Source organism: Streptomyces sp. NPDC059008, assembly GCF_042749045.1.
Lineage (GTDB): Bacteria > Actinomycetota > Actinomycetes > Streptomycetales > Streptomycetaceae > Streptomyces.
Genome location: NZ_JBHYJC010000020.1, coordinates 94,526 through 120,353, shown reverse-complemented (window position 1 = coordinate 120,353; position 25,828 = coordinate 94,526). Strand labels below are relative to the sequence as shown.

Below are 25,828 nucleotides of genomic sequence, written 5' to 3'. Positions count from 1 at the left end.
ACCGGGCGGCCGGCCGACGTCGTCAGCCCCGCAGTCGCAGCCCCCGGGGGGTCGGATGGAAGCCGGCCGACTCCAGGGTGGTGGCGAAGGGGGAGGTGAGCGCCGCGGTGCCGTTGATGCGTTCGGTCGTGAGGGTGCCCACCGCACCGGCCCGGGCGGCGTCCGTGAGCGCCTCGACCGCCAGCGTGAGACGGGGGTCGGTGGACGCCCGGGCCGGGTCATGGCCGAGCGGCCAGAGGAGCAGGGTCTTGCCGCCGCGCTCCATGTAGAGCGTCAGCTCACCGTCGACCAGGACGACCAGGGAGCCCGCCTTGCGGCCGGGCTTGTGGGTGGAGCCCTCCGGCGGGTCGGGCCAGGGCAGGGCGGCACCGTAGGCGTTGGCCGGATCGGCGGCGGCCAGGACGACGGCGCGCCGCGGGCCGCCTCCCGGCCGCCCGCGGCCGCTGACCGGCAGCGCATCCTCGACATCGCCCGCGCGCTCCCGCTGGTTGCTCACCGCCCGCAGCCGGTCCACCGCGCCGTCCATCGCGAACTGGGCGGCGCCCAGCCCTTCGACGACATAGCCGCGACGGGCCTGACCGGACTCCTCGAACGCGGCCAGCACGCGATACGCCGCGGAGAAGCCGCCCTCCACCCCCTCGGCGGCCACCGCCCCGCGGGTGACGATGCCGTGCCGGTCCAGGAGCGTACGCGCCAGGGCGTGGGCGCGGTGGGTGGCGTCCGCCTCGGGGGCGGGCAGCAGCGACCAGCGGCCGCCCACGGTCGGCGGGCCGGAGCGGGAGGCGGTGGGGCGGCCGCGGCCCGCCGCCGCGGTCAGCGACCCGTATCTGCCGCGGGGGACGGCCCGCCGGGCGCGGTGGGCGGTCGAGCCGGCCGTGCGGCCCGAGCCCAGCAGGGCGCGCATCGGGGCGAGGGTGTCGTTGGTCAGCCGGCCCGACCAGGCCAGCTCCCACAGGGCGTCGGCCAGTTGGGGGTCGGTGGCATCGGGGTGAGTGGTGGCCCGGACCTGGTCGGCGAGCTGGCGGAAGAACAGGCCGTACCCCGGGGCGAGGGCGGCGAGCAACGACTCGTGCAGGGCGGTCAGTTCCAGCGGGAGGGGCGGCGGGAGCAGCAGCGGGGCGGAGTCGGCGAGATGGAGGGAGAGCCAGCCGTCCTTGCCGGGGAGCGCACCGGCGCCGGCCCACAACACCTCGCCGGTGGCGGTGAGTTCGTCCAGCAGGGCGGGGGTGTAGCCGCCGACGCGGGACGGCAGCACCAGCTTCTCCAGGGCGGAGGCCGGAACCGGCGCGCCCTGCAGTTGCTCGATGGCGCGCACCAGGCCGTCGATACCGCGCAGGCCGTACGACGCGCCGGCGGGCGGCGCCGGATGCCCGGCGGGCGGCGCCGGTCGGGGGGCGCCGACGTGCTGCCACTGGGGGAGGAAGGCGGCGAGCGCGGCGGGCGGCACCGGTTCCAGCTCCTCGCGCAGCGCGGCCAGCGAGCGGCGGCGCAGCCTGCGCAGCACCTGCGCGTCGCACCACTCCTGGCCGATGCCCGCGGGGTGGAACTCCCCCTGGACGACCCGGCCGGCGGCCGCGAGGCGGTGCAGCGCGCCGTCGGTGACGGCCGTGCCGAGACCGAAGCGGGCGGCCGCCTGCTCGGAGGTGAACGGGCCGTGCGTACGGGCGTAGCGGGACAGCAGGTCGCCGAGCGGGTCCTTGACCGGTTCGGTGAACGACTCCGGGACGCCGACCGGCAGCGCCGTACCCAACGCGTCGCGCAGCCGCCCGGCGTCCTCGACGGCGGCCCAGTGGTCGGCGCCGGCGATCCGCACCGCGATGGCGCGGCGGGCGGCGGCCAGTTCCCTGGTCCACGCCGGGTCCGCGCCGCGCTCGGCCAGTTCGGCGTCCGTCAGCGGACCCAGCAGCCGCAGCACGTCGGCGACGCCCTCGACGTCCTTGACGCGCCGGTCCTCCGTCCGCCACTGCAGCTCGCGCTCCAGTTCGGCCAGCACCTCCGCGTCCAGCAGCTCGCGCAGCTCGGCCTGGCCCAGCAGCTCGGCGAGCAGCCGGGAATCCAGCGACAGCGCGGCGGCGCGGCGCTCGGCGAGCGGGGAGTCGCCCTCGTACAGGAACTGCGCGACATAGCCGAACAGCAGCGAGCGGGCGAAGGGGGACGGCTCGGGGGTGGTGACCTCCACCAGGCGGACCCGGCGGGCCTCGATGTCGCCCATCAGCTCCGTCAGGCCCGGCACGTCGAAGACGTCCTGGAGGCATTCGCGGACGGCTTCCAGCACGATGGGGAAGGACCCGAACTCGCTGGCCACCTGGAGCAGCTGGGCGGCGCGCTGACGCTGCTGCCACAGCGGTGTGCGCTTGCCGGGGCTGCGCCGCGGCAGCAGCAGGGCACGGGCGGCGCATTCGCGGAACCGGGCGGCGAACAGCGCGGACCCGCCCACCTGGTCGGTGACGAGCTGATCGACCTCGCCGTGGTCGAAGGCGACGTCGGCGGCCCCCACCGGGGACTGCTCCGGGTCGTACTCCGCGCCGCGGGCCACCAGGCCCGGGTCGGCCGACGGGTCGAAGCCGCCGTCCCCGTCGAGGAGGTCCAGGCCCATCAGATCGGCGTCCGGCAGCCGCAGCACGATGCCGTCGTCGGCGTGCATCACCTGGGCGTCCATGCCGTAGCGCTCGGCGAGGCGGGCGCCGAGGGCCAGCGCCCAGGGGGCGTGGACCTGCGCGCCGAAGGGGGAGTGGATGACCACCCGCCAATCGCCGAGCTCGTCGCGGAACCGCTCGACGACGATCGTGCGGTCGTCGGGGACATGGCCGCAGGCCTGCTTCTGCTCGGCGAGATAACCCAGCACATTGGACACCGCCCAGGCGTCCAGCCCGGCGGCGGACAGCCGGGCCCCGGCGTCCTCCGGGCCGAGCGAGCCGATCTCCCTGAGGAACGCGCCCAGCGCACGGCCCAGTTCCAGGGGGCGGCCCAGCTGGTCGCCCTTCCAGAACGGCAGCCGGCCGGGGACTCCCGGGGCGGGGGTGACCAGCACCCGGTCGCGGGTGATGTCCTCGATGCGCCAGGACGTCGTGCCGAGGGTGAAGACATCGCCGACGCGGGACTCGTAGACCATCTCCTCGTCCAGCTCGCCCACCCGCCGCCCGCCCTTGCCGGAGTCGCCGGCGAGGAACACGCCGAACAGGCCGCGGTCGGGGATCGTGCCGCCGGAGGTGACGGCCAGGCGCTGGGCCCCGGGACGGCCCGTGACGGTCTGCGCGACGCGGTCCCACACCAGGCGCGGCCGCAGCTCGGCGAAGGCGTCGGAGGGATAGCGGCCGGCGAGCATGTCCAGCACGGCCGTGAACGCCGACTCGGGGAGCGCCGCGAAGGGGGCGGCCCGCCGGACGACGGCCAGCAGCTCCTCGACGTCCCAGGTGTCCATCGCGGCCATGGCGACGAGCTGCTGGGCGAGCACGTCCAGCGGATTGGCGGGCACCCGCAGCGCCTCGATGGCGCCCGAGCGCATCCGTTCGGTCACCACGGCCGCCTGCACCAGATCGCCGCGGTACTTGGGGAAGACGATGCCCGTCGAGACCGCGCCGACCTGATGCCCGGCCCGGCCGACCCGCTGCAGCCCGGAGGCGACCGACGGCGGCGACTCGACCTGGACGACCAGATCGACCGCGCCCATGTCGATGCCCAGCTCCAGACTGGAGGTGGCGACCACGGCCGGCAGCCGGCCCGCCTTCAAGTCCTCCTCCACCTGGGCGCGTTGCTCCTTGGACACCGAGCCGTGGTGCGCGCGGGCCAGCAGCGGCGGCGCCCCCTTGGCGGCACCGGACTCGGCCATCAGCTCCGCCGGGGAGTGGTGTTCGGGCAGCGCCTCACCAGTGGCGCGCTCGTAGGCGATCTCGTTCAGGCGGTTGCACAACCGCTCCGCCAGACGGCGGGAGTTGGCGAAGACGATCGTGGAGCGATGGGCCTGGACGAGATCGGCGATCCGCTCCTCGACCTGCGGCCAGATGGAGGGCTTCTCGCCCGTGTCGCCCTCCTGGACCGGGGAGCCGCCCAGCTCGCCCATGTCCTCCACCGGGACGACCACCGACAGGTCGAAGCGCTTCCCGGACGGCGGCTGGACGATCTCCACCCGGCGCCGGGGGGACAGATAGCGGGCCACCTCCTCCACCGGACGCACCGTCGCCGACAGCCCGATGCGGCGGGCGGGACGGTCGAGCAGCTCGTCCAGCCGCTCCAGGGACAGCGCGAGATGCGCGCCGCGCTTCGTGCCGGCGACCGCGTGCACCTCGTCCACGATCACCGTCTCGACGCCCGCCAGCGCCTCCCGGGCCGAGGACGTCAGCATCAGGAACAGCGACTCGGGGGTCGTGATGAGGATGTCCGGCGGGCGGTTGGCGATCGACCGGCGCTCCGCGGGCGGGGTGTCCCCCGAGCGGATGCCGACCTTGATGTCGGGCTCCGGCAGCCCGAGCCGGACCGACTCCTGCCGGATTCCCGTCAGGGGACTGCGCAGATTGCGCTCGACGTCCACGGCCAGCGCCTTCAGCGGCGAGACGTACAGCACCCGGCAGCGCTTCTTCGGCTCGGCGGGCGGGGGAGCGCTCGCCAGCGCGTCCAGCGACGCGAGGAAGGCGGCGAGGGTCTTGCCGGATCCCGTCGGCGCCACCACCAGGACGTCCGAGCCCGCGCCGATCGCCCGCCAGGCACCCTCCTGCGCGGCGGTGGGCGCGCTGAACGCCCCGGCGAACCATCCACGGGTCGCGGGAGAGAACGAGTCGAGCGCTGCCTTGGCCATGTCCCCCATCGTGCACCGCGCCACTGACAACGCGGTCCCCGCGCGGGCCGCCGGCCGCCCCCGACGGGGCCCGCGACACCCGTCCACGCTGTGGACGCCCAGGTCGGGAGCCCGCCCGGCCCTCCAGAATGGGGACATGGTCACGGGCAGCGGGGACGGCGCGGCAACCGGCGGCGGCCCCGGCACGAACGCCACGCCGCGGGCGCGCGGGGAGTGGGCGCGCCACTGGCGGTACGCCGGGCTGCCCGGCCTGGACCTGCTGCGCGCCCGCTACGTCCGGCACTCCTTCCCCCGCCACGCCCACGACGGCTACGTCGTCTGCGCGGTCACCTCCGGCATCGAGGAGGTCGGGCTCCAGCAGGGCACCGTCCGGGCCGGCCACGGCGGCATCGTGATGATCAACCCGGAGGTCGCGCACACCGCGCGGGCCGGCGCGCCCGAGGGCTGGGCCTACGCCACCCTCTACCCGTCGCCCGAGGTCGTCGCCGACATAGCCGAGGAGACCACGGCGCTGCGCGGCACCGCCGGATTCACCCGGACCACCGCCGAGGACCCGCACCTCGGCCGCATGATCACCGAGGTCCACGGGGCCGCGGAGGCGGGCAACGCGCTAGCCGCCGACAGCCTGCTGCGGATCGCCGTCGCCCGGCTGCTGCGCCGCTACGGAGGCCCGCTCCCGGCCCGTACGCCACGCAGCGCGGGCGCACGGACCGCCGACCTGGCCCGAGCCCTCCTGGAGGAGCGGATGGCCGACCCGCCCTCCCTGGAGCAGCTGGCGCAGGAGCTCGGCACCAGCCCGTTCGCGCTGCTGCGGGCCTTCAAAGGCGCGTACGGGATGCCCCCGCACACCTGGCTCACCGATGCCCGGGTGCGCCGGGCCCGCAGGCTCCTGGAGGCGGGCCGCACCCCCGCGCAGACCGCCGTCGAGGTCGGCTTCAGCGATCAGCCGCATCTGAACCGGCACTTCACCCGCATCGTCGGGGTGCCGCCCGGCGCGTACCGCAGGGAGCGGTCGGCCTAGGGTCTGTCCCGTTGGGTCATGGCCGGGTCCGACCCTGCCCCATCGGACAGGCCCCAGGTCTGCCCCCTAGGACAGACCCGAGGTGCGCTCCCGGGCCGCAAGAACGTACAAGACCACCGAGGGCGCGTACTCCTAAGGTCCGAGGCGTGCCAGAAAAGACAGAGATACGCCCCGCGGGCCCCACCGAGCCGCCGGGACCGGCGGCCACCGCGAAGCCCGACTCCGCCGTCATCAGGGACGCCCTCGGCGTCGGTATCGCCGTCGGACTCTCCGGATTCGCCTTCGGAGTGACCTCGGCCGGAGCCGGCCTCAGCCTGCTGCAGACGTGTGCGCTCAGCCTGCTGGTGTTCACCGGCGCCTCGCAGTTCGCCCTCGTGGGCGCGCTCGCCGCGGGCGGGAACCCGTTCACCGCGGCGGCCGGCGCCTTCTTCCTGGGGACCCGCAACGCGTTCTACGGTCTGCGGCTGTCCACCGTCCTCGGCTACCGGGCAGGCGTCAGACCCTTCGCCGCCCACTGGGTCATCGACGAGACCTCCGCCGTCAGCCTGGCCCAGCCCGACCGCCGCAGCGCCCGGCTGGGCTTCACCGTCACCGGGCTGAGCCTCTACGCCCTGTGGAACCTCACCACCTTCGCCGGCGCGCTGGGCGCCGAGGCGCTCGGCGACACCGACGCCTGGGGCCTGGACGCGGCCGGCCCCGCGGTCTTCCTGGCGCTCCTCGCACCGATGCTCAAGACCGCCGTCGAGCGGGCCGCGGCCGGGCTGGCCGTGGTGGTGCTCATGGTGACGCTGCCGCTGCTGCCCACCGGCGTCCCGGTCCTGCTCGCGGCGCTGGCCGCACCCGCCGTCCTCGCCGTGCAGGGGCGCCGCGAGCGGGCGAGCGCGGCGCGGGGGCCGGGCGCCGGCCGGGCCGGCACCGCCGCGCGCCACAACGGCGGCGCGGCCGGCGACACCACCACCGAGGAGGACCGGGCATGAGCGTCTGGATCGCGATCGCCCTCACCGCCGTCGGCTGCTACCTGGTCAAGTACCTCGGCCTGTCGGCGCCGGCCGGCGTACTGGAGCGCCCCCTCGTCAAGCGGCTGGCCGCACTGCTGCCGGTGGCCCTGCTGGCCGCGCTCACGGCCCAGCAGACCTTCAGCGACGGCCGGTACCTGATGCTCGACGCCAAGGCCGCGGGCGTGGCCGCCGCGGCCGTCGCGCTCGTCCTTCGAGCGCCGTTCCTGCTGGTCGTCGCCGTCGCCGTGGTCGTCACCGCCGGGGTAAGGGCACTGACCGGGTGAGCGCGGCGGGGCTTGCCGGGGGCGGGCCGGTGCCCGGCGGCCACCACCGACGGCCCGGCACCTACGGGTGGGCGCTCAGCCGAGGGGCCGCCCGTAGGCCCGCAGGGTCAGCAGCGCCCTGAGCGTCACCATCGGGCGGCCCTCCAGCGCCGTCCCCGGAGCCCACACCCGCCAGTTGACCGGCCAGCCGCCGTCCTCCTGCTGGAGGCCGGCGAGGTGGTCCAGGGCCCGGTCCATCTCCGCGTCGGTGAACCAGCCGCGGGCCAGCGAGCCGGGCGCCGCCGCGAAGTCGTACGCCAGGTGGTGCTCCCCGGGGGCGTACCCCTGCGCCACCGGGACGTCCGCGGCGCGCTCGGGGTCCAGCAGCACCAGGCCCTGCTCCCGTACGAGCCGGCCCAGCCGCTCGGCCGCCGCGGCGGCCCGCGGCCGGTCCGGGGCACCGTCCAGGAAGGCCACCGCCGCCTCCGCCTCGTACGGATGGGTCTCCTTCAGGGACTCCACCGCCGCCCAGCAGTAGTCCGTGGCCCGGAACAGCCAGGCGTGCCACACCTCGTTGCGGTGCAGCGTCCCCACCACGGGCCCGGTGGCCAGCAGCGCGCTCGGCGGATCGTCGACCACCGGGATCCACGGCGCGGCCGGATAGCCCCGCAGCGAGGGGTCCAGCGCCGGCAGCGCGCCCTGCGGCGTCGAGATCTTCGTCAGATAGCGGCAGATCCGCTCCACCTGGCGGCCGTCGCAGCGCCCGATCTGATCGAGGACCTTCAGGGCGTGCGCGGTGTGCAGCGGTTGGCTGACGGGGCCGCGCAGATCGGGCTCCAGGGCGTGGCCGAAGCCGTCGTCGTCGTTGCGGTACGCGGCGAGCGCGGTCTCGACCGGGTCCGCCCCGCCGCCGAGGAAGTGGTACTCGAAGAGCCGCTGCTCCAGCACCCGGGCGGTCAGCCAGACGAAGCGCTCGGCGCGCGCCAGAGGGGTCGAGGTGGGGCTTTCGTTTTCGGCCATGGCCCGACGGTAGGGCCGAAACCCCCCGGTGGCACCGGCTCGGGCACCGCTGCCCTCCCAGGGCGGGATACTGGAGGCATGCGGTTGACGGTCTTCTGGCAGCGGATGGCGGATCACTTCGGCGCGGGCTACGCCGACTCCTTCGCGCGCGATCATGTGATGTCCGGCCTCGGCGGCCGAACCGTCCACGAGGCGCTGGACGCGGGCTGGAGCGCCAAAGAGGTGTGGCGGGTGGTCTGCTCGGTGATGGACGTACCGCACGACAAGCGCTGAGCGGACGGGCCGGGCTCCGGCCTCGCCGCCCGCCCCGCCGGGGCCTCGTCGCCGGGCGCCGAAACACGCACCACCACCGCCGTCACCGGTGCCTCGCCCCGCCGAGCTGGTGGGAAAGCCCGGAAAGCCCCGAAGGCCGGGCATCGCGGACGCGGCCACGGCCCAGAACCGGGATTGTCGGCGCCGTACGCGACACTTGGCTGCGTGCCCGTGTCTGATGAGATCACCAGCAACGACGTTCCACGGCCCGAGGACCGGCGTGCGGACCCGCCCGAGGCGTCGCGGCCCGATGCGCGGATGCCGCGCTGGCTGCCGCGCGCCATGGTGCTCGCACTCGCCCTCGTGGGGTGCTACCAGCTCGCCATCTGGGGATTCCACCAGCTGATCACGCTGCTGCTGAACGTGCTGATCGCGTTCTTCCTCGCGCTGGCCGTCGAGCCGGCCGTCGACTGGATGGCGGCCCGCGGCATGCGGCGCGGGCTGGCGACCGGGCTGGTGTTCCTGGGCATCCTCGTCGCCGCGGCCGGCTTCTTCGCGCTCCTGGGCTCCATGCTCGCCGGCCAGATAGCCACGATGGTGGAGGAGTTCCCGCAGTATCTGGACTCCGTCATCAGCTGGATCAACAGCACCATGCACACCCACCTGTCGCGGGTCGAGGTGCAGAACAACCTGCTGCGGTCCGACTGGCTGCAGAAGTACGTCCAGGACAGCGCCAACAACGTGCTGGCCGTCTCCGCGACGGTGCTGGGAAGCCTGTTCAACCTCCTGACGGTGGCCCTGTTCTCGTTCTACTTCGCCGCCGACGGCCCCCGGCTGCGGCGTGCCCTGTGCTCGGTGCTGCCGCCCCGCCGCCAGACGGAGGTGCTGCGCGCCTGGGAGATCGCCGTGGCCAAGACCGGCGGCTACCTCTACTCCCGCGGTCTGATGGCGCTGATATCCGGCGTCGCGCACTACGTCCTGCTGGAGCTGATGGGCGTCCCGTACGCCCCCGCCCTGGGCATGTGGGTGGGCCTGGTCTCCCAGTTCATACCGACCATAGGCACGTATCTGGCGGGCGCGCTGCCCATCCTGATCGCGTTCACCGTCGATCCCTGGCACGCCCTGTGGGTCTTCGGCTTCGTCGTGATCTACCAGCAGTTCGAGAACTACCTCCTGCAGCCGAGGATCACCGCCAAGACGGTGGACATCCATCCCGCCGTCGCCTTCGGATCGGTCGTCGCCGGTACGGCCCTGATGGGCGCGGTGGGCGCGCTCATCGCCATCCCGGCGACGGCGACCCTGCAGGCCTTCCTCGGCGCCTACGTCAAGCGCTACGACGTCCCCGACGACCTGCGGGTCCACGGCAGAGTCCGCCGCAGGCGCGGCGCCCGCCTCCTCGCCCGCATCCGCCGCACCCCGCAGGACGCAACGCCCTCGTCCTCGCAGGAGGCCCCGGCGACGGCCGCCGCCCCGGGTGACGCGGAGACCACCCCGGCCGAGGGGGGTCAGGACGGCCGGAGCGGTCGCTGAGGCCGCCCTCCTGATGGCGGAGGGCGTGCGCGGGCCGGCGCCCTACCCGTCGTACTCCCGGTCGTGGCGGGGGGCGTTCGGCAGCTGGCTGTCCAAGGACTCCCGGTAGCGGACGCAGCCGCGCAGGAAGCGCGGCCACGGCGGCACCGCCACCTCCGGCTCCACGCCCTCCGGCAGCAGGCCCCACAGCCGGGGGTGGTGCCAGCACAGGTCATGCCCCGAGCTGTCCCGGTGCGCACGGATGCCCGTACGCAACCGCCGCACCTCGGCGGCCAGTTCCTCCCGGCTCAGCCGGTCCAGATCGTCGTCCAGCCTCACGGTCCCACGCTAGGGGTCCGGGAATCCGGGCGTGCTCCACCGCACCGCGTCCGACCGACCGGATCCCCCTATGGCGCCGCCCGGCACACCACCGTGGGCCGCGAGTCCCCGAACCGGGAGCGGCTCCCACGGGTTGTTCAGGACTGCCGGAAGGGGCCGCCGTCCGCGAAGGCGCGGGCGGCGAAGCGCTTGCCCATCCGGCGGTACGCGGCGGCATGGGGGTGGAGGCCGTCGGTCAGGTCGTCCGCCTCGTCGGGGCCGAGCAGCTCGCGTCCGTCGAGGTGGTGGAGGTGGGGATCGCGGGCCTGTCGAGCCGCCACGATCCGGGCCAGCTCGGTGCGGACCACCGTCAGCGACAAGGCCCCACGGGCCACATCGGCCGGGTCGCCCAGGGCTGTGATCCTCCCGTCCGGGCCCGTCGCGGTCGGGCCGGGGGACTCCTCCAGAGCCGGACAGCTCACCGGGGACATCACCAGCAGCGGGGTGTCCGGGTGCCCCTCCCGGATCGTGTCCAGGAATCCGTGCACCGCCGGGCCGAACGTCCGCAGCCGGAAGGCGGCCTGGCCCACGATGTTGATGCCCACCTTGAGGCTGATCAGGTCGGCGGGCATGTCGCGGATCGTCCGGGCGACATACGGGTCCAGCATCCCGTTGCCCGCCTGGCTGAGGTTGATCACCTCCACTCCTCCGAGCGCGGCCGCCACCACCGGCCAGGTGCCGGTCGGTCCGTCGGCCTCGAGGCAGTGGCTGATGGAGCTGCCGTGGTGCACCCAGCGGCGCCGCCCGTCCGGCAGCGGTGCCAGCACCTCGCCGTCGGCGCGCAGCGCCACCAGTTCCGTGGGGGTCTGCTGCGGCAGCCACAGCTCGACGTTCTTCATGCCGGCCGGCAACCCGGCGAACCGTACGGTCCCCGGCTTGCCCGGGACCAGGCGCTGCGCGGCTCCCGGGCCCGCCATCCGCAGCACATTGCCCACCGGCGCCTGCTGTCGCCCCGCCGGGGCGCCGTCCACCACCAGTTCCAGCATCCCCGTCGGGCGGGGCCCGGGTTCGGTGTCGAGCTGACCTGTGGAGGTCAGCACCTCGAACTCGAGCTCCCGCGCATCGGTGCGGAACACCAGCCGCACCCCCGAGGGCATCAGGGTCACCCCGTAGACCGACGGGTCCTGATACTGCTCCTTGGTCCACGCCGGCAGCCGGCGCGGCATCACCCCCGCCTGCGTACTCTCCAGATCCAGCGCACCGCGCACCTCCACCGGCCCGCCCACCAGGGGAACCGCCCGCATCGCCACCGTCACCGCTCCTCAGACGTCCTCGGGGCCGGATGCGGGTGCGCACCCGCGACTTCCCCCACGCCTCACCCTGGCACACCAGCACTGCGTGCCACGGGGATTTCGCCGGTGGGCCGTGTGCGGCTCAAGCGGCCGAGTCCCGGTCGTCGGAGTAGACCACCAGTGTCTGTTCAGGCTGTTCGGCCAGGTGGAAGGCGGTGTAGGCGAAGTCGACCACCCCGCGTCCCGGGCGCCGCAGCCGCTTCCGTCCGCCGTGTCGGGCCTGCACGTCGTACTGCGGCCACCAGGCACGCACTTCCGGGCTGCCCGCCTTCAGCTCGTCGATCAGCCGGGAGTACCGGGGGTCGTCCGGGTGGCGTCCGGCCAGTGTCCTCAGCCGGGCGAGCAGGCCGCGTGCCTCGCTCTCCCAGTCGACCAGAACGTCCCGGGCGGCGGGTTCGAGGAACACCCAGCGGGCGAAGTTCGCCGGCCGGTCCGCCGCCGCGGTGAGGTGCGGGAACAGCTCGTCGGCCGCCTGGTTGCGGCTGAGCACGTCGTAGTTGCCGCCGATGATGTACGCCGGATGCGGCTGGAGCAGGAGCGGGACGGCCGCCACCTCGGCGGCGAGCGGCTCGGGTTCCTCGGTCTCGGCCGCGGCCGCGTGACCGGCGAGCTGAAAGAGATGACCGCGCTCGTACCGGTCGAGCTGCAGCGCCGAGGCGAGGGCGTCGAGCACCTGGTCCGAGGCGCGGATGTCGCGGCCCTGCTCGAGGTACGTGTACCAGGTGGCGCTGATCCCGGCGAGCAGCGCGAGTTCTTCCCGGCGCAGGCCCGGGGTCCGCCGTCGGCCGGTCTGTGGCAGTCCGACCTGGTCAGGGGTGATCCGCTCTCTGCGGCTGCGAAGGAAAGCGCCCAGCTCACGGCGCTGATTCGGCTGCGTCTGCACGGTGGATGGCACCTCTGGTTCCAGAATAAACACATTCTGGATACCAGGTTAAAGCCCTCGCACACTGGATCCCGAGTGGGGGTTCAGCGCTCACCGGTGACCTCTGGAGGTCACCGGCAACCGGTATTTCAGAGGGAAGAGGCGGACATCGTGTCGGGAATCGAGGGCAAGGTCGTGGCGATCACGGGAGCCGGCAGCGGCATCGGCGAGGCGACCGCGCTGCTGCTTGCCGAGCGGGGCGCGCGGCTCGTCCTGGGCGCACGCCGCTCCGAGCGCCTCGCGGAGCTGGTGGCGCGGATCGAGAAGTCGGGGGGCGCGGCCGTGCAGATCCGCACGGACGTGACGCGGCGGGACGACCTGCACGCCCTGGTCGCACTCGCCGGCGAGCGATTCGGTCGGCTCGACGTGCTGGTCGGCAACGCGGGGGTCGGCACGATCTCGCCTCTGGACGATCTGCGGGTCGACGAGTGGGACCGGATGGTCGACGTCAACATCAAGGGTGTGCTGCACGGAATCGGCGCCGCGTTGCCGGTCTTCCGGGCCCAGGGCACGGGCCACTTCGTCACCATCGCCTCCACGGCCGCCCTGCGCATCGTGCCGACCATGGCGGTCTACGCCGGTACGAAGTTCGCGGTCCGCGCCATCTGCGAAGGCCTGCGCCAGGAAGCCGGTGACGCCCTGCGGGTGACCACCGTCTCGCCCGGCGCGGTAGGGACCGCCTTCGCCGAGGCATCGACGAATCCGCAGGTCCGAGCAGAGATCACAAAGATGCGGGACCGGATCGCGATCCCGCCCGAGGCGATCGCCCGAGCCGTCGCGTTCGCCGTCGAGCAGCCTGCGACCGTCGACGTGAACGAGATCGTCGTCCGGCCCACCGCCCAGAGCTGACCCCACCCCGCTTGAGTTCGCGGCGCACTTCCGGCCGCCGGCTGCGGCGCTGTTGCGCTCAGTCGGGGAACTGGGCCGGGCGGGCCGGGCGTTGTGCCGGCATGATCCTCATGTTGGTCGTCTGCCTGGTGATGGCGTCCGTGATCGTCGTGCCGCTGGTGCTTTCCGTGGCCCGGCGCCTGGTGCTGCGCACCGGCCGTCCCAGGTGGCTGCGGCGACTCGTGTGCACACTGACGACGGGCGGGGGCGGCAGCGGAGCGGGGGCGGCCGTCGCCGACGAGCTGGCCGCCGCCCTGAACCCGAACAAGCGGGTGGAGATCGAGCAGCGCCGCACGGAGCGGTTGGTACGTCACGACGGTGAGGCCGGTGCACCGCCACACGCCACCGGGGTGGACCTGACCACGGGGCGGGCGGTGATCAGGCGACGGTAGGGGGAACGAGCGACCGCCGTGCCAACGGGTCCAGGCAGGGCAGCCCGGGGAGCGGGGGCCCCGCGCGGGCCGCTTGACAGTAAAATCGAACATCCATTCTTATGGGGTGGCCGGCCCGTGATTCCGGGGATTTCGCGGAGTTATCCACAGGCTGGAGCCGGGTCCGGGCGCATTGTCAGTGGCAGGCGTTAGCGTCATGGACGTGAAGCGATCGACTCAAGCAAATCGGGTGGAACCCATGGCAGGCACTGACCGCGAGAAGGCGCTGGACGCCGCGCTCGCACAGATTGAACGGCAATTCGGCAAGGGCGCCGTGATGCGCATGGGGGAGCGGTCGAAGGAGCCCATCGAGGTCATCCCCACCGGCTCCACCGCCCTCGACGTCGCGCTCGGCGTCGGCGGCCTCCCCCGCGGCCGCGTCATCGAGGTCTACGGTCCGGAATCCTCCGGTAAGACGACCCTGACCCTGCACGCCGTCGCGAACGCGCAGAGGGCCGGCGGCTCCGTCGCGTTCATCGACGCCGAGCACGCCCTCGACCCGGAGTACGCCAAGAAGCTCGGTGTGGACACCGACGCCCTGATCCTGTCCCAGCCGGACAACGGCGAGCAGGCCCTGGAGATCACGGACATGCTGGTCCGCTCCGGCGCACTCGACCTCATCGTGATCGACTCCGTCGCCGCCCTGGTGCCGCGGGCCGAGATCGAGGGCGAGATGGGCGACTCCCACGTCGGCCTCCAGGCCCGGCTGATGAGCCAGGCCCTCCGCAAGATCACCAGCGCGCTCAACCAGTCCAAGACCACCGCGATCTTCATCAACCAGCTCCGCGAGAAGATCGGCGTGATGTTCGGCTCGCCGGAGACCACGACCGGTGGCCGCGCGCTGAAGTTCTACGCCTCGGTGCGTCTCGACATCCGCCGCATCGAGACCCTCAAGGACGGCACGGAAGCGGTCGGCAACCGCACCCGCGTCAAGGTCGTCAAGAACAAGGTCTCCCCGCCGTTCAAGCAGGCCGAGTTCGACATCCTCTACGGTCAGGGCATCAGCCGTGAGGGCGGCCTGATCGACATGGGCGTGGAGCACGGCTTCATCCGCAAGTCCGGCGCTTGGTACACCTACGAAGGCGACCAGCTCGGCCAGGGCAAGGAGAACGCCCGCAACTTCCTCAAGGACAATCCGGATCTCGCCAACGAGATCGAGAAGAAGATCAAGGAGAAGCTCGGTATCGGCGTCAAGCCGCAGGACCCGGCGGCGGAGCCCGGCGCGGACGCCGCGGGCGCGGCCGCCGAGCCGGCCGACGCGGCCCCGGCGCCGGCGGCCAAGGGCGCCAAGGCTTCCAAGGCCGCCGCGGCCAAGAGCTAGTCCGCCATGACACGGCGAACGGAATGGCCGGACAGCGAGGAGGGGACCGCCCGCGCTGCCGGTGACGCCGAGACCCGTAGCGGCCGCAGGGGCCGTGATGGCCATGAGAACAGCGGTGGTTCCGCCTCGTCGAGGGCCGAGCCGGGACCACCGCGTACGCCCGAGGAGCAGGCGCGGGCCATCTGCCTGCGCCTGCTCACCGGGAATCCGCGTACGCGCAAGCAGCTGGCGGACGCCCTGCGCCGGCGGGGCATCCCCGACGAGGCGGCAGAAGAGGTGCTGTCCCGTTTCGAGGACGTCGGGCTGATCGACGATGCGGCCTTCGCCGACGCCTGGGTGGAGTCCCGCCACCACGGGCGCGGCCTGGCCCGGCGCGCCCTGGCCCGCGAACTGCGCACCAAGGGGGTGGACTCCGCCCTGATCGATGTGGCCGTCGGCCGCCTCGACTCCGAACAGGAGGAGTCCACCGCCCGCGAGTTGGTCGACCGCAAGCTGCGCGCCACCAGGGGGCTGGACCGCGAGAAGCGCCTCCGCCGCCTGGCCGGAATGCTGGCCCGCAAGGGCTACCCGGAGGGCCTCGCCCTCCGCGTCGTCAAACGGGCCCTGGAGGAGGAAGGCGAGGATCCGGAACTGCTGGAGTACCACCTGCCGGACGACTGACCGGGCGGCCGGACGCCGGACGACTGACTGAGCGGCCGGACGTCGGACGCCGGACGGCCGACGCTCGACCGGGCAGCCGGGCAGCCGGGCAGCCGGGCAGCCGGGCAGCCGGGCGCCGCAGCCCGGCACCAGGCGGTCCGACAGCCATGCCACCGGGGACGACGGGGAGGGGAACGGGGCGCAAGCCGGCCCCGCGAGGCCAGCCCCACCAGGACAGCCCCGGACCGGCAACCCCGCCAGGTCAGCCCCGCGAGGCCAGCCCCACCAGGTCAGCCCCGGACCGGCAACCCCGCCAGGTCAGTCCCGGACCAGCAACCCCGCCAAGTCAGCCCCGCACCGCCAATCCCGCCAGGCCAGCCCCGCACCGCCAGCCCCGCATCGCCAACCGCCAGGTCAGCCCCGGACCGGCAATCCCGCTCCTCGCCAGGCCTGGAAGCCGCCCGTCAGGTCGGTTGCCCGATGCAGGCCCAGTTGGCGGAGGGAGAGGGCGGCGAGCGTGGACGCGTAGCCCTCGTTGCAGATGACGATGACCGGCAGGTCGTGGTGGGTGGCCTGCGGGGCCCGGTGTTCGCCGGTGGGGTCCAGGCGCCATTCGAGTTCGTTGCGTTCCACGATCAGGGCGCCGGGGATGGTGCCGTCACGCTCCCGCAGCTCGGCGTACCGGATGTCCACCAGAAGACCGCCGGCTTCCTGGACGGCGGCGGCTTCCCGGGGCTCCGCCCGTCGGCCCAGCTCGCGCCGGGCGCGGGCCAGCAGCTCGTCGACGGCACTCATGCAGCCACCTCCCCGTACGGGGTCGCGTCCCCGTGCTCGGGCGCGCCCGCGCGCGGCGCGCCCCCGTATCGCTCGCTGCGCTCGCTCATGCCCACTCCTCCGGGCGCTCGACCTCTTCGAGGCGCAGCACCTGGCCGGTGCGGCTGTAGCGGCGCATCAGCGGCAGCGGCGGGTAGTAGGCGTGCACCGACACCGCGTGGGTGTCGTGGGAGAGGTTGAGCACCTGATGGACGTGGTGCGGGCCGAACGCCCGGCCCCGGCCGTCGCCGAGCCTGCGCTCCCGGTCCACGCCCTCGGTGAGTTCCAGGGTCTTCCAGCCCTCGGTGGGCAGTTGGGCGGCGAGCGACTGCTCGGTCAGCTCGCCGGTGGCCGTCGCGAAGGCGCCGCGTGAGCCGCCGTGGTCGTGCCAGCCGGTGCCGGTGCCCGGCGGCCAGCCGATGAGCCAGGCCTCGGCTCCGCCCGGCCCGTTCAGCCGGATCCAGGTGCGGCCTTCGGGGTCGAGCGGGAGGGCGGCGACGAGCGCCGCGTCCGCGGCGGTGCGGCGGACGAAGTCGAGGAGTTCGGAGGCGCTGGGCCCGCCGCCGTCGGCGGCGGCAGGCGGGTGCGCGGAGGTGCGTACGTCGGGCACGGAAACCGTCCTGGGTGATGATCGCGAAGAGGCGCGGCTGCCGGGCGGAGGCGGGCTGCCGCGTGGAAGAGGAGCTGCGGATCAGCAGGACGGACGACACATGCAGCCCGCATAGCGGACCAGGTCCAGATGGACCCTCCGCCAGAATCGCGAGCTGTGATCAGTCACTCTCGGAGTGAAGCATGGAGGATCCCACAGGGTCAACAGCAGAAGGCTCCCCCTGAGACACCTGTGACCCCTGTGACGGCCCCGCCCCCTCCGGCGCCCCGGCCGGCCGGGCCCGGCGACCCGCACCCGGCCCGTGCCCATGAGCCCCGCCCCGTACCGCCTCCGCGCACGCGGTCAGCTCCGCCGGGCGCACGCCGGCCAGCGCGGTGACCAGATGGCCGTCCGGGCGTACGAGCAGGACGGTGTGGGCGGCGGCGCCCGGGTAGGACTCGGTGACCAGGACCTCGGCGGGCATCGGCAGGCCGGCGGCCGCGCTGGTCAGGCGGGGCATCAGGCCCGCCGACTGCCAGTGCCGGCGGTCCCAGACGGTGGTGCCGGGTGCCACCAGCACCACCAGCAGGCCGCCGCCGAGGCGGTCGCGCAGCCTGACCACCGAGCCGTCGGACGCGGTCACCGCGACATCCGCGACCGGCGCCCCGGGGAGGGTCTCGACCAGAGGGCCGTCGGTGTGCTCGACGGGCGGTGCCAGCGGGGTGCGGGTGTAGACCGGCGGTGCGCCCAGCGGGCCGCGGCCCAGATGGCCGTCGGTCAGCAGGGTGCTGCGGCCGCGCGCCGCGCCCGGCAGGACCGTGCGCCAGCGGGCCGACCGGCCGTCCCGCAACAGCGGCAGCGCCTGGTCGGCGGCGCGCAACCGGGCCGCGACCGCGCCCCGGCGCTCGGCCTGGTAGCTGTCGAGCAGCAGCTCGGAGGCGCCGTGGTGCCAGGCGAGGCCGAGCTTCCAGGCGAGGTTCTCGGCGTCCCGCAGCCCCTCGTCCAGGCCTTGGGTGCCGAGCGCGCCCAGCAGATGTGCGGCGTCCCCGGCGAGGAAGGCCCGGCCCTGCCGCCAGCAGCGGGCCAGCCGGTGGTGGACGGTGTGCACGCCGGTGTCCAGGAGCTCGTACGGCGGGACGAGCCCGGTGCGGCCGTGCCCCCGCGTCCCGTCCTCCTCCGGGCCGACCGCGGCGCCGGGCTGTGCCGGGGACTCGGTGGTCCAGCCGGCCAGGGAGTCGCGGATCCGGGCGACCAGGGCGTCCGGCGTGACCAGTTCGCGCCCCGGCGGCAGCAGCCAGTCCAGCCGCCAGACGCCGTCGGCCAGCGGGCGGGCCGAGACCTCCGGGCCCGGCCCGCCGCCGTGCCGGGGCGGCGAGCGGTGCAGCAGCGCCTCGCCGGGCCAGGGGAGCTCGCAGCGCAGCGCGGCCACCGCATGCCGTTCGACGGCCGTACGGCCCGGGAAGCGGATGTCCAGCAGCTTGCGGACCGTCGACCGCGGGCCGTCGCAGCCGACGAGGTAACTCCCGCGCCACCACGTCCCGTTGGTGCCACGGGTGTGTGCGCTCACGCCGTGCTCGTCCTGCTCGACGTCGACGAGCCGGCTGTCGGTGACGATCTCGGCGAGCTTCTCGTGGGCCAGCGCGGCGCGCAGGGCACGGGTGAGCGCGTGCTGGGGGAGGTGCACGGGGGAGGTGGGAGCGGGGCCGGCCGCGTCGTCCGGGGTGCGCGCGGCGAACGCGACCCGTTCGACCAGGCGCCGGCGGCGCATGATGCGCCAGGCCGCCCAGCGGGTGCCGGTGCTCTCCAGGGTGTCGGCGCAGCCGAGCCGGCCGACGAAGGCCGCGGTCTCCGGACGGAGCACGGCCGTGCGGGCGGGGCGGGTGTCCTCCTGGCCCGCGGTCTCGTCCAGGACGACGGAGGGGACGCCGATCCGGGCGAGCGCGAGGGCGAGCGAGAGTCCCACCGGGCCGGCCCCGACGACGATCACCGGGTCCACAGCGCAGCTCCCCGGGACCGCTGGTACGTACGGGACATGCGGGAACTGGCAGTTGGAGCCCGGTGCGTGATCACACAGCGTATGCAACCCACTGCAGCCGCTCGCGTCAAGTGACGGAGGCGGTGGCGCCGTTGCCACCGCCTCCGGACGGTCCCCTATGAGCCACGCGGGTGGCCCGTCGGCCCGTCAGTCCTTCTGGGGCGCGGGGCCGTCGGGCACCGCGTCGGCGACCTCCATCGCGTCGGTGGCCGCCACCGGCTCGGCGGCCGCGGCCACGCCGATGCCGGTCTTGGCCCGCCGGCCGCGCCGCTCGATCCAGTTGGCGAGGGCGGACAGCACCAGGCACATCGCCACATAGAGGGTGCCGGTGACGATGATGACCGGGACGTAGGTGTCGTTGCCGTTGACGATGATGTTGGTGCTCATCTGGCGGGCGGTGAAGAGCAGTTCCTCGAACGTGATGATGTAGCCGAGGGAGGTGTCCTTCAGGGTCACCACGAGCTGGCTGATGATGGTCGGCAGCATCGCCCGGACGGCCTGCGGGATCAGCACCGTCGTCATGACCTGGGTCTTGCGCATGCCCAGGGCGTAGGCGGCCTCGCGCTGACCCTTCGGTACGGAGTTGATGCCGGCCCGCAGCACCTCGGCCTGCACCGAGCCGTTGTAGACCGTCAGCCCGATGACCAGCGCCCAGAACTGCGGCTGGCTGCCGGTCAGGCCGAGGTCCTCGCGGTTGCTGAGCAGGATGACCCACAGCGCGTAGATCGTGATCAGCAGCGGTACGGCGCGGAAGAGCTCGATGAACCCGGTCGCCAACCAGCGGACGGGCTTGTGGTCCGACAGCCTGGCCACCGCGAGCAGCACACCCAGCGCCAGCGACAGCACCGCCGCGACCGCGAAGACCTGAAGCGTCGTCAGCACGCCGTCGCGGATGCTGGTCCGCACACCGGCGTAGTTGAAGATGTTCCAGACCTCGGGCTCCAGCTGGCCCTTGGCGCTGAGCCGCATGACGACGAACGCGATCAGCGCCAGTACCGCGAGCGATCCGACGACGGTGTAGACACGGTTGCGTGCCTTCGCCTTCGGCCCCGGTACGTCGTAGAGAACGCTGGCCCCACTCATGCCACTACCTCGCTTCGTTCCGCCCCGCCCGCGCGCGGCATCCCCGTCTTGCTGTTCCTCCGCCGGCCTTCGGCCGGGGGGACCCCCATGTCGCGTCCGCTCATCGGGCCACCCCCATCCGGCGCTCCAGCAGACGGAAGAGCCCGCTGATGGCGAAGGTGATGATGAGGTAGGCGAGCGCGGTCCACAGGAAGATCCAGGCGATCGCGTAGCCCTTGTCGTTGAGCAGCTTGGAGACGTTGAACAGCTCGCCGTAGCTGAAGGCGCCGGCGATCGCGGAGTTCTTCGTCAGCGCGATGAAGATGCTGCTCAGCGGCGGGAGCACGGTGCGCGTGGCCTGCGGGAGCACGATCATGCGCAGCGTCTGGGTGAAGGTCATGCCGAGGCTGCGCGCGGCCTCCGCCTGCCCCATCGGCACGGTGCTGATACCGGACCGCACCGCCTCGCACACGAAGGAGGAGGTGTAGAAGCCGAGCGCCAGCGTGGCGAGCACGTACGGGCTCGCGCCCTGGAAGAGGATCTGCGGTACGACGAAGAAGGCGACCAGGAAGAGCAGCGTCAGCGGCGTGTTGCGCAGCACCGTGACCCAGGCCGTCCCGAAGGCGCGCAGCGGCGGGATCGGGGAGACCCGGAAGCCGGCTATGAGCACGCCGAGTACCAGCGCGAGCAGGCCACTGGACGCGGTGATCGCCAGGGTTCCGAGGAATCCGTCCCGGAACTCGGGCAGATAATCGAGGAGTACGTTCATGGGGTCTCCGCGGTAGCGGTCATCGGGTCGACGGCGGGAGGGGAGTCACGGGGGGGAAGACACCGCGCCCCGCACACCCGCCGCGGCGGGCGTACGGGGCGGCGCGGTCCGGTGAGTGCGCGAGCGCCTCAGTACCGCGGCAGCGGCGTCTCCGGGGCGGTGTACTTCGAGCCGGACTTGCCGAGCGTGCCCTCGTACGCCTTCTGGTAGTCCTTGTTCTTGATGTGGTTCTCCAGCGCGTCGGTGATCGCGTTGCGCAGGGCCTTGTCGTCCTTGTTCATGCCGACGCCGTAGGGCTCCTTGGTGAAGGGCTTCTCCACCACCCGCAGCTTCTGCGGACGCTGGGCGGCGTAGCCCTTGAGGATCGCGTCGTCGGTGGTGACCGCGTCGACCTGGCCGTCCAGCAGGTACTTCACGCAGTCCGAGTACTTGGAGAGCTCGGTGGTCTTGGCGCCGTACTTCTCCTTCTTGATCTCCTGGAGCGGAGTGGAGCCGGCGATCGAGCAGACCTTCTTGCCCTTGAGGGTCTCCGGTCCGGTGATGGCCTTGTCGTCCTTGCGCACCAGGAGGTCCGCGCCGGCGGTGTAGTACGGGCCCGCGAAGCCGACCTGCTTCTTGCGCTCGTCGTTGATCGTGTACGTACCGACGTAGAAGTCGACGTCGCCCTTGGAGATGGTGGTCTCACGGACGTTGGAGTCGATCGTCTTGAACTCGATCTGCTTCTCGGAGAAGCCCAGGTCGGCCGCGACCATCTTGGCGATCTCGATGTCGAAGCCGGAGTACTTGTTGGTGGCGGGGTCCTTGAAGCCCAGGAACGGCTGGTCGGCCTTGACACCGACGACGATCTTCTTGGCCTTCTGGGCCTTCTTCAGCACCGCCGAGTCGACCTTGACGTCCGAAGCGACCTTGTACGTGCCGCTGTAGACCTCGCCGCCGGCCGGCTTGTCGCCCGCCGAACCCTTCTCGCCGCCGCACGCGGTCGCCGTAGCCGCCAGCGCGAGCACCACCGCACCTGCCGCAGCCGTCTTACGAATCCTCATGGTGAACATCCTTTGGTTCAACAAGTGTTGGCAATGATCGTGGCCCAACTGAGGCCTCAGTGATGAAGGATCTTCGACAGGAAGTCCTTGGCGCGGTCGCTGCGCGGGTTGTTGAAGAACTGGTTCGGCTCGGCCTCTTCGATGATGCGGCCGTCCGCCATGAAGACGACCCGGTTCGCCGCGGAGCGCGCGAACCCCATCTCATGGGTGACCACGACCATGGTCATGCCGTCCCGGGCGAGCTGCTGCATGGTGTCCAGCACCTCGTTGATCATCTCCGGGTCCAGCGCGGAGGTCGGCTCGTCGAACAGCATCACCTTGGGGTCCATCGCCAGCGCGCGGGCGATCGCCACGCGCTGCTGCTGACCTCCGGAGAGCTGTGCGGGGTACTTGTCCGCCTGGGTGCCGACGCCGACCCGGTCCAGCAGGGCGCGGGCCTTCTGCTCGGCGGCCGCCTTGTCCGTCTTGCGGACCTTGGTCTGGCCCAGCATCACGTTCTCGAGCACCGTCTTGTGCGCGAAGAGGTTGAAGGACTGGAAGACCATGCCCACGTCGGCGCGGAGGCGGGCCAGCTCGCGGCCCTCCTGCGGCAGGGGCTTCCCGTCGATGGTGATGCTGCCGGAGTCGATGGTCTCCAGGCGGTTGATCGTGCGGCAGAGCGTCGACTTGCCGGACCCCGAGGGCCCGATCACGACGACCACCTCACCGCGGTTGATCGTCAGGTCGATGTCCTGGAGCACGTGCAGCGCGCCGAAGTGCTTGTTGACGTTGTCCAGCACGACCAGCTGGTCTCCTGCTTGCGCGGGACCCTCGGCGTTCTTGGTCACCGATACTTCGCTCATCGGCGTACAGCTCCGTCCTCCTCGGTTGGGGAGGACCCTAGGACGCCCTGCGACCAGCGTCATTACATCTGAGGGGAACTTGAGGATAACGATCCGGTCGCAGCGGAAGTACTCTGCGTGAAGAAGTGTGACGGTCGGCAGCGGGGGGAAGGCGGCCGTGGTCGTACCGGCTGGATAACGGATGGCGGCCCGGAGGTGGCCACCTCTTGACGGGGATGCCCCCTATCGCCGTAGATGCCCTTTGGCCTGTACGCACGCACCCGGGAGGAGGCCTGATGAGACTGCTGCTCGTCGAGGACGACGATCATGTGGCCGCGGCCCTGTCCGCGGTGCTGGCCCGGCACGGCCTGGCCGTCGTCCATGCGCGCAACGGCGAGGAGGCGCTCAAGGCCCTGCTGCCCGACGACGCCGAGCCCTTCGCGGTGGTGCTGCTCGATCTCGGGCTGCCCGACCAGGACGGCTTCGAGGTGTGCGGCCGGATCCGCAAGATCTGCGCCACCCCCGTGATCATGGTGACCGCGCGGGCGGACGTGCGCTCGCGCATCCACGGTCTGAACCTGGGCGCCGACGACTACGTCGTCAAGCCGTACGACACCGGTGAGCTGCTGGCGCGCATCCACGCGGTGAGCCGGCGCACGGTCTCCCCGTCGGAACGCGGCGGTGAGCCGCCGGCCGACGAGAGCGCCGCCGGCCACGCCCTGCACCTGGGCGCGGTCACCGTCGAACTCCCCACCCGCCAGGTCTCCGTGGACGGCACCGCGGTGCCGCTCACCCGCAAGGAGTTCGACCTGCTGGCGCTGCTCGCCCAGCGCCCCGGGGTGGTCTTCCGCCGGGAGCAGATCATCAGCGAGGTGTGGCGGACGAGCTGGGAGGGCACCGGCCGGACGCTGGAGGTGCACATCGCCTCACTCCGGGCCAAACTGCGCATGCCCGCCCTGATCGAGACGGTGCGCGGCGTCGGCTACCGCCTCGTCGTGCCCGCTTCCGGCCGACCCGCCTCCCCGGCCTCCTGAAGCCCGCCGCCGGCCCGTGCGCACCCGACTCCTCCCCCTCCTCATCGTCCTGATGGCCGGTGTGCTGCTCGCGCTCGGCTTCCCGCTCGCCGTCATCACCGCCGGTGTGGAGCAGCAGCGGGTGGTCGTCGACCGGATCGACGACGCCGCCCGCTTCGCCTCCCTCGCCCAGTTCGTCACCGCCCGCCCCGACGCGGACGCCCGCAACAAGACCCCCGAGGAGGACGAGCGGCGCACCACCCTCGGTGCCGAACTCGCGCGCTACCACGCCCTCTACGGCATACGCGCCGGCGTCTTCTACCGCGACCGCACCCCGATGGCCGCCGCACCCCGCGGCCTGCCGGTGCCCCGCGACGGCGAGGGCGCCCAGGCCTTCAGCGAGGCGCTGGCCGGCCGCCGCAGCCACGACCCGCACCAGATCTGGCCCTGGGACGAGGGCGGCCGCATCCCGGTCGCCTCACCGGTCATCCGCGACGGCGATGTCGTCGCCGTCGTCGTCACCGACTCGCCCACCGGGCAGATGCGTTCGCGCATCCTGCACGGCTGGCTGCTGATCGCGGCCGGCGAGTGCGCCGCGATGCTGGTCGCGGTCGCCGCGGCCATCCGGCTCACCGGCTGGGTGCTGCGACCCGTACGGGTCCTGGACGCGGCCAGCCACGACATCGCCACCGGCCGGCTGAAGTCCCGGGTCGCCGGCACCGCGGGGCCGCCCGAGCTGCGCCGGCTGGCCCGCTCGTTCAACGAGATGGCCGACAACGTCGAGGACGTGCTGGAGCAGCAGCGCGCGTTCGTCGCCGACGCCTCCCACCAGCTGCGCAACCCGCTGTCCGCGCTGCTGCTGCGGATCGAGCTGCTGGCCCTGGAACTCCCCGACGGCAACGAGGAGATCGCCTCGGTCCGCACCGAGGGCAAGCGGCTGGCCCGCGTCCTGGACGATCTGCTCGACCTCGCGCTCGCCGAGCACTGCGCCGCCGACCTCCAGCTCACCGATGTCGCGGCGCTGGCCGCCGAACGGGTCGACTCCTGGCGCCCGTTGGCCGACGACAAGGGTGTCCGCCTCACCTACGAGGGGCACAGCGCGGTCACCGGCTGGGCCGATCCGGTCGCCCTCTCCAGCGCCCTGGACGCCGTCGTCGACAACGCCCTGAAGTTCACGCCGGCCGATCAGCCCGTCACCGTCGGCGTGGCGCCGGACGGGGAGCATGTGCACATCACCGTGGCCGACCGCGGTCCGGGCCTGACCGACGACGAGCTCGCACGGGTCGGCGACCGCTTCTGGCGCAGCGGCCGCCACCAGAACGTCTCCGGCTCCGGGCTCGGGCTGTCGATCACCCGCGCCCTGCTCGCCGCGGGCGGCGCGTCCATCGCCTACGCCCCGCACCCGCCGCACGGGCTGAGGGTCACCGTCACCGTGCCGCGCAGCGCCCCCTGACCGGGCCGCCGGAGGGCTCCGGGTACCTGTGCTACCGTGAACATCGTTGCAGTTGTGGTACCCATGAACTTTGTGTGCGCCCGGAGGCTTGTAGCCCCGGGCGTTCCTTGTTTTCCGGAGGTTTCCGGTGTGGGGCGATCATCTCGGCGACGAGGAGGCTGCGAGGTGCGGTCTCCTGCATTGCCCCATGAATGGAGAAAAACATGGCTTCCGGCACCGTCAAGTGGTTCAACTCGGAAAAGGGCTTCGGCTTCATCGAGCAGGACGGCGGCGGCCCCGATGTCTTCGCCCACTACTCGAACATCCAGTCCCAGGGCTTCCGTGAGCTCCTCGAGGGCCAGAAGGTCACCTTCGACGTGACCCAGGGCCCCAAGGGCCCGCAGGCGGAGAACATCATCCCCGCCTGACGCCCCCGCGTCCCGCGGACGGGGCCCGCACCGGCCAGCCCGGTGCGGGCCCCGTCCCGTATGACGGCAGCGCATCCCCGTCCCCTCGGTCACCGAGTGC

25 protein-coding genes are annotated in these 25,828 nt (G+C 72.9%); 12 read left to right on the top strand and 13 right to left on the bottom strand.

Annotation, left to right across the window (positions count from 1 at the left end; genetic code table 11):
- Window positions 1-22: 22 nt before the first annotated feature.
- Window positions 23-4,792: a DEAD/DEAH box helicase gene (locus tag ACFWZH_RS23495; RefSeq protein ID WP_384434458.1), complete on the bottom strand. Its 4,770-nt coding sequence runs from the start codon at window positions 4,790-4,792 to the stop codon at window positions 23-25.
- Between the two features lie 136 nt (window positions 4,793-4,928).
- Here ACFWZH_RS23495 and ACFWZH_RS23490 point away from each other — a divergent pair, with 136 nt between their 5' ends.
- From ACFWZH_RS23490 to ACFWZH_RS23480, 3 genes are all read left to right on the top strand, one after another.
- A complete protein-coding gene (locus ACFWZH_RS23490; protein WP_384434455.1) occupies window positions 4,929-5,813 on the top strand; it encodes an AraC family ligand binding domain-containing protein in 885 nt (294 codons plus the stop codon).
- 146 nt (window positions 5,814-5,959) lie between these two features.
- On the top strand, window positions 5,960-6,790 hold the full coding sequence (locus ACFWZH_RS23485) for an AzlC family ABC transporter permease (RefSeq protein ID WP_384434454.1): 831 nt from the start codon (window positions 5,960-5,962) through the stop codon (window positions 6,788-6,790).
- Window positions 6,787-7,095 (top strand): AzlD domain-containing protein, encoded by a 309-nt coding sequence (locus ACFWZH_RS23480; protein ID WP_384434451.1) that lies wholly within the window; start codon window positions 6,787-6,789, stop codon window positions 7,093-7,095. The genes ACFWZH_RS23485 and ACFWZH_RS23480 overlap by 4 nt, the downstream gene beginning before the upstream one ends.
- A 75-nt stretch (window positions 7,096-7,170) precedes the next feature.
- On the opposite strand, the gene ACFWZH_RS23475 is transcribed toward ACFWZH_RS23480, so the two are convergent.
- Window positions 7,171-8,094 (bottom strand): hypothetical protein, encoded by a 924-nt coding sequence (locus ACFWZH_RS23475; RefSeq protein ID WP_384434449.1) that lies wholly within the window; start codon window positions 8,092-8,094, stop codon window positions 7,171-7,173.
- A gap of 78 nt (window positions 8,095-8,172) precedes the next feature.
- On the opposite strand from ACFWZH_RS23475, the gene ACFWZH_RS23470 reads away from it, so the two are divergent.
- Window positions 8,173-8,367 (top strand): DUF3046 domain-containing protein, encoded by a 195-nt coding sequence (locus ACFWZH_RS23470; protein ID WP_384434446.1) that lies wholly within the window; start codon window positions 8,173-8,175, stop codon window positions 8,365-8,367.
- Between the two features lie 204 nt (window positions 8,368-8,571).
- Window positions 8,572-9,876 (top strand): AI-2E family transporter, encoded by a 1,305-nt coding sequence (locus ACFWZH_RS23465; RefSeq protein WP_384434443.1) that lies wholly within the window; start codon window positions 8,572-8,574, stop codon window positions 9,874-9,876.
- A gap of 42 nt (window positions 9,877-9,918) precedes the next feature.
- On the opposite strand, the gene ACFWZH_RS23460 is transcribed toward ACFWZH_RS23465, so the two are convergent.
- The 3 genes from ACFWZH_RS23460 to ACFWZH_RS23450 form a co-directional block, all read right to left on the bottom strand.
- On the bottom strand, window positions 9,919-10,194 hold the full coding sequence (locus ACFWZH_RS23460) for a hypothetical protein (RefSeq protein ID WP_384434440.1): 276 nt from the start codon (window positions 10,192-10,194) through the stop codon (window positions 9,919-9,921).
- A 137-nt stretch (window positions 10,195-10,331) separates the two neighbouring features.
- A complete protein-coding gene (locus tag ACFWZH_RS23455) occupies window positions 10,332-11,477 on the bottom strand; it encodes a GDSL-type esterase/lipase family protein (RefSeq protein WP_384434510.1) in 1,146 nt (381 codons plus the stop codon).
- A 130-nt stretch (window positions 11,478-11,607) separates the two neighbouring features.
- The gene (locus ACFWZH_RS23450; RefSeq protein ID WP_384434437.1) at window positions 11,608-12,408 is read right to left on the bottom strand and encodes a helix-turn-helix transcriptional regulator; all 801 of its coding nucleotides are present in this window, start codon (window positions 12,406-12,408) and stop codon (window positions 11,608-11,610) included.
- A 150-nt stretch (window positions 12,409-12,558) separates the two neighbouring features.
- Here ACFWZH_RS23450 and ACFWZH_RS23445 point away from each other — a divergent pair, with 150 nt between their 5' ends.
- The 4 genes from ACFWZH_RS23445 (at window position 12,559) to recX (ending at window position 15,747) form a co-directional block, all read left to right on the top strand.
- Complete coding sequence (locus ACFWZH_RS23445) at window positions 12,559-13,296, top strand: SDR family oxidoreductase (protein ID WP_384434434.1); 738 nt, start codon at window positions 12,559-12,561, stop codon at window positions 13,294-13,296.
- Window positions 13,297-13,397: 101 nt separating this feature from the next.
- Window positions 13,398-13,727 carry a DUF6191 domain-containing protein gene (locus tag ACFWZH_RS23440; protein ID WP_384434432.1) on the top strand — a complete coding sequence of 110 codons (330 nt, stop codon included), beginning with the start codon at window positions 13,398-13,400 and terminating at the stop codon, window positions 13,725-13,727.
- A 238-nt stretch (window positions 13,728-13,965) separates the two neighbouring features.
- Complete coding sequence (gene recA / locus ACFWZH_RS23435; RefSeq protein ID WP_384434429.1) at window positions 13,966-15,087, top strand: recombinase RecA; 1,122 nt, start codon at window positions 13,966-13,968, stop codon at window positions 15,085-15,087.
- Window positions 15,088-15,093: 6 nt separating this feature from the next.
- On the top strand, window positions 15,094-15,747 hold the full coding sequence (gene recX / locus ACFWZH_RS23430) for a recombination regulator RecX (protein WP_384434427.1): 654 nt from the start codon (window positions 15,094-15,096) through the stop codon (window positions 15,745-15,747).
- Window positions 15,748-16,140: 393 nt separating this feature from the next.
- Here the strand turns inward: recX and ACFWZH_RS23425 are convergent, their stop codons facing one another.
- The 8 genes from ACFWZH_RS23425 to ACFWZH_RS23390 all read right to left on the bottom strand — a co-directional run bounded on the left by ACFWZH_RS23425 (window position 16,141) and on the right by ACFWZH_RS23390 (window position 22,876).
- Window positions 16,141-16,521: a rhodanese-like domain-containing protein gene (locus ACFWZH_RS23425; protein WP_384434424.1), complete on the bottom strand. Its 381-nt coding sequence runs from the start codon at window positions 16,519-16,521 to the stop codon at window positions 16,141-16,143.
- Between the two features lie 85 nt (window positions 16,522-16,606).
- Window positions 16,607-17,149: a cysteine dioxygenase gene (locus ACFWZH_RS23420; protein ID WP_384434421.1), complete on the bottom strand. Its 543-nt coding sequence runs from the start codon at window positions 17,147-17,149 to the stop codon at window positions 16,607-16,609.
- 81 nt (window positions 17,150-17,230) lie between these two features.
- On the bottom strand, window positions 17,231-17,317 hold the full coding sequence (locus tag ACFWZH_RS23415; protein ID WP_311044721.1) for a putative leader peptide: 87 nt from the start codon (window positions 17,315-17,317) through the stop codon (window positions 17,231-17,233).
- Window positions 17,310-19,124, bottom strand: coding sequence for an FAD-dependent oxidoreductase (locus ACFWZH_RS23410; protein ID WP_384434419.1), 1,815 nt, complete (start codon window positions 19,122-19,124; stop codon window positions 17,310-17,312). The genes ACFWZH_RS23415 and ACFWZH_RS23410 overlap by 8 nt, the downstream gene beginning before the upstream one ends.
- A gap of 186 nt (window positions 19,125-19,310) precedes the next feature.
- The gene (locus ACFWZH_RS23405; protein ID WP_384434416.1) at window positions 19,311-20,246 is read right to left on the bottom strand and encodes an amino acid ABC transporter permease; all 936 of its coding nucleotides are present in this window, start codon (window positions 20,244-20,246) and stop codon (window positions 19,311-19,313) included.
- A 100-nt stretch (window positions 20,247-20,346) separates the two neighbouring features.
- Window positions 20,347-20,994: an amino acid ABC transporter permease gene (locus ACFWZH_RS23400; protein WP_384434413.1), complete on the bottom strand. Its 648-nt coding sequence runs from the start codon at window positions 20,992-20,994 to the stop codon at window positions 20,347-20,349.
- Window positions 20,995-21,122: 128 nt separating this feature from the next.
- Window positions 21,123-22,034, bottom strand: coding sequence for a glutamate ABC transporter substrate-binding protein (locus ACFWZH_RS23395; RefSeq protein ID WP_384434411.1), 912 nt, complete (start codon window positions 22,032-22,034; stop codon window positions 21,123-21,125).
- Between the two features lie 56 nt (window positions 22,035-22,090).
- Window positions 22,091-22,876 (bottom strand): amino acid ABC transporter ATP-binding protein, encoded by a 786-nt coding sequence (locus ACFWZH_RS23390; RefSeq protein WP_384434408.1) that lies wholly within the window; start codon window positions 22,874-22,876, stop codon window positions 22,091-22,093.
- Between the two features lie 275 nt (window positions 22,877-23,151).
- Between ACFWZH_RS23390 and ACFWZH_RS23385 the strand changes: the two genes are divergently transcribed.
- From ACFWZH_RS23385 to ACFWZH_RS23375, 3 genes are all read left to right on the top strand, one after another.
- Window positions 23,152-23,889 (top strand): response regulator transcription factor, encoded by a 738-nt coding sequence (locus ACFWZH_RS23385; protein WP_384434405.1) that lies wholly within the window; start codon window positions 23,152-23,154, stop codon window positions 23,887-23,889.
- A gap of 16 nt (window positions 23,890-23,905) precedes the next feature.
- Window positions 23,906-25,321 carry a sensor histidine kinase gene (locus ACFWZH_RS23380; protein ID WP_384434402.1) on the top strand — a complete coding sequence of 472 codons (1,416 nt, stop codon included), beginning with the start codon at window positions 23,906-23,908 and terminating at the stop codon, window positions 25,319-25,321.
- Between the two features lie 203 nt (window positions 25,322-25,524).
- A complete protein-coding gene (locus ACFWZH_RS23375; protein WP_384434400.1) occupies window positions 25,525-25,728 on the top strand; it encodes a cold-shock protein in 204 nt (67 codons plus the stop codon).
- The last annotated feature ends 100 nt before the right edge of the window (window positions 25,729-25,828 follow it).

What these genes read in the sequence shown, in the direction of transcription:
- ACFWZH_RS23495 (WP_384434458.1), bottom strand. Translation starts at nt 4,792, where the DNA reads ATGGCCAAGGCAGCGCTCGACTCGTTCTCTCCCGCGACCCGTGGATGG.
- ACFWZH_RS23490 (WP_384434455.1), top strand. Translation starts at nt 4,929, where the DNA reads ATGGTCACGGGCAGCGGGGACGGCGCGGCAACCGGCGGCGGCCCCGGC.
- ACFWZH_RS23480 (WP_384434451.1), top strand. Translation starts at nt 6,787, where the DNA reads ATGAGCGTCTGGATCGCGATCGCCCTCACCGCCGTCGGCTGCTACCTG.
- ACFWZH_RS23475 (WP_384434449.1), bottom strand. Translation starts at nt 8,094, where the DNA reads ATGGCCGAAAACGAAAGCCCCACCTCGACCCCTCTGGCGCGCGCCGAG.
- ACFWZH_RS23470 (WP_384434446.1), top strand. Translation starts at nt 8,173, where the DNA reads ATGCGGTTGACGGTCTTCTGGCAGCGGATGGCGGATCACTTCGGCGCG.
- ACFWZH_RS23455 (WP_384434510.1), bottom strand. Translation starts at nt 11,477, where the DNA reads ATGCGGGCGGTTCCCCTGGTGGGCGGGCCGGTGGAGGTGCGCGGTGCG.
- ACFWZH_RS23440 (WP_384434432.1), top strand. Translation starts at nt 13,398, where the DNA reads ATGATCCTCATGTTGGTCGTCTGCCTGGTGATGGCGTCCGTGATCGTC.
- recA (WP_384434429.1), top strand. Translation starts at nt 13,966, where the DNA reads ATGGCAGGCACTGACCGCGAGAAGGCGCTGGACGCCGCGCTCGCACAG.
- recX (WP_384434427.1), top strand. Translation starts at nt 15,094, where the DNA reads ATGACACGGCGAACGGAATGGCCGGACAGCGAGGAGGGGACCGCCCGC.
- ACFWZH_RS23425 (WP_384434424.1), bottom strand. Translation starts at nt 16,521, where the DNA reads ATGAGTGCCGTCGACGAGCTGCTGGCCCGCGCCCGGCGCGAGCTGGGC.
- ACFWZH_RS23405 (WP_384434416.1), bottom strand. Translation starts at nt 20,246, where the DNA reads ATGAGTGGGGCCAGCGTTCTCTACGACGTACCGGGGCCGAAGGCGAAG.
- ACFWZH_RS23400 (WP_384434413.1), bottom strand. Translation starts at nt 20,994, where the DNA reads ATGAACGTACTCCTCGATTATCTGCCCGAGTTCCGGGACGGATTCCTC.
- ACFWZH_RS23395 (WP_384434411.1), bottom strand. Translation starts at nt 22,034, where the DNA reads ATGAGGATTCGTAAGACGGCTGCGGCAGGTGCGGTGGTGCTCGCGCTG.
- ACFWZH_RS23390 (WP_384434408.1), bottom strand. Translation starts at nt 22,876, where the DNA reads ATGAGCGAAGTATCGGTGACCAAGAACGCCGAGGGTCCCGCGCAAGCA.
- ACFWZH_RS23385 (WP_384434405.1), top strand. Translation starts at nt 23,152, where the DNA reads ATGAGACTGCTGCTCGTCGAGGACGACGATCATGTGGCCGCGGCCCTG.
- ACFWZH_RS23375 (WP_384434400.1), top strand. Translation starts at nt 25,525, where the DNA reads ATGGCTTCCGGCACCGTCAAGTGGTTCAACTCGGAAAAGGGCTTCGGC.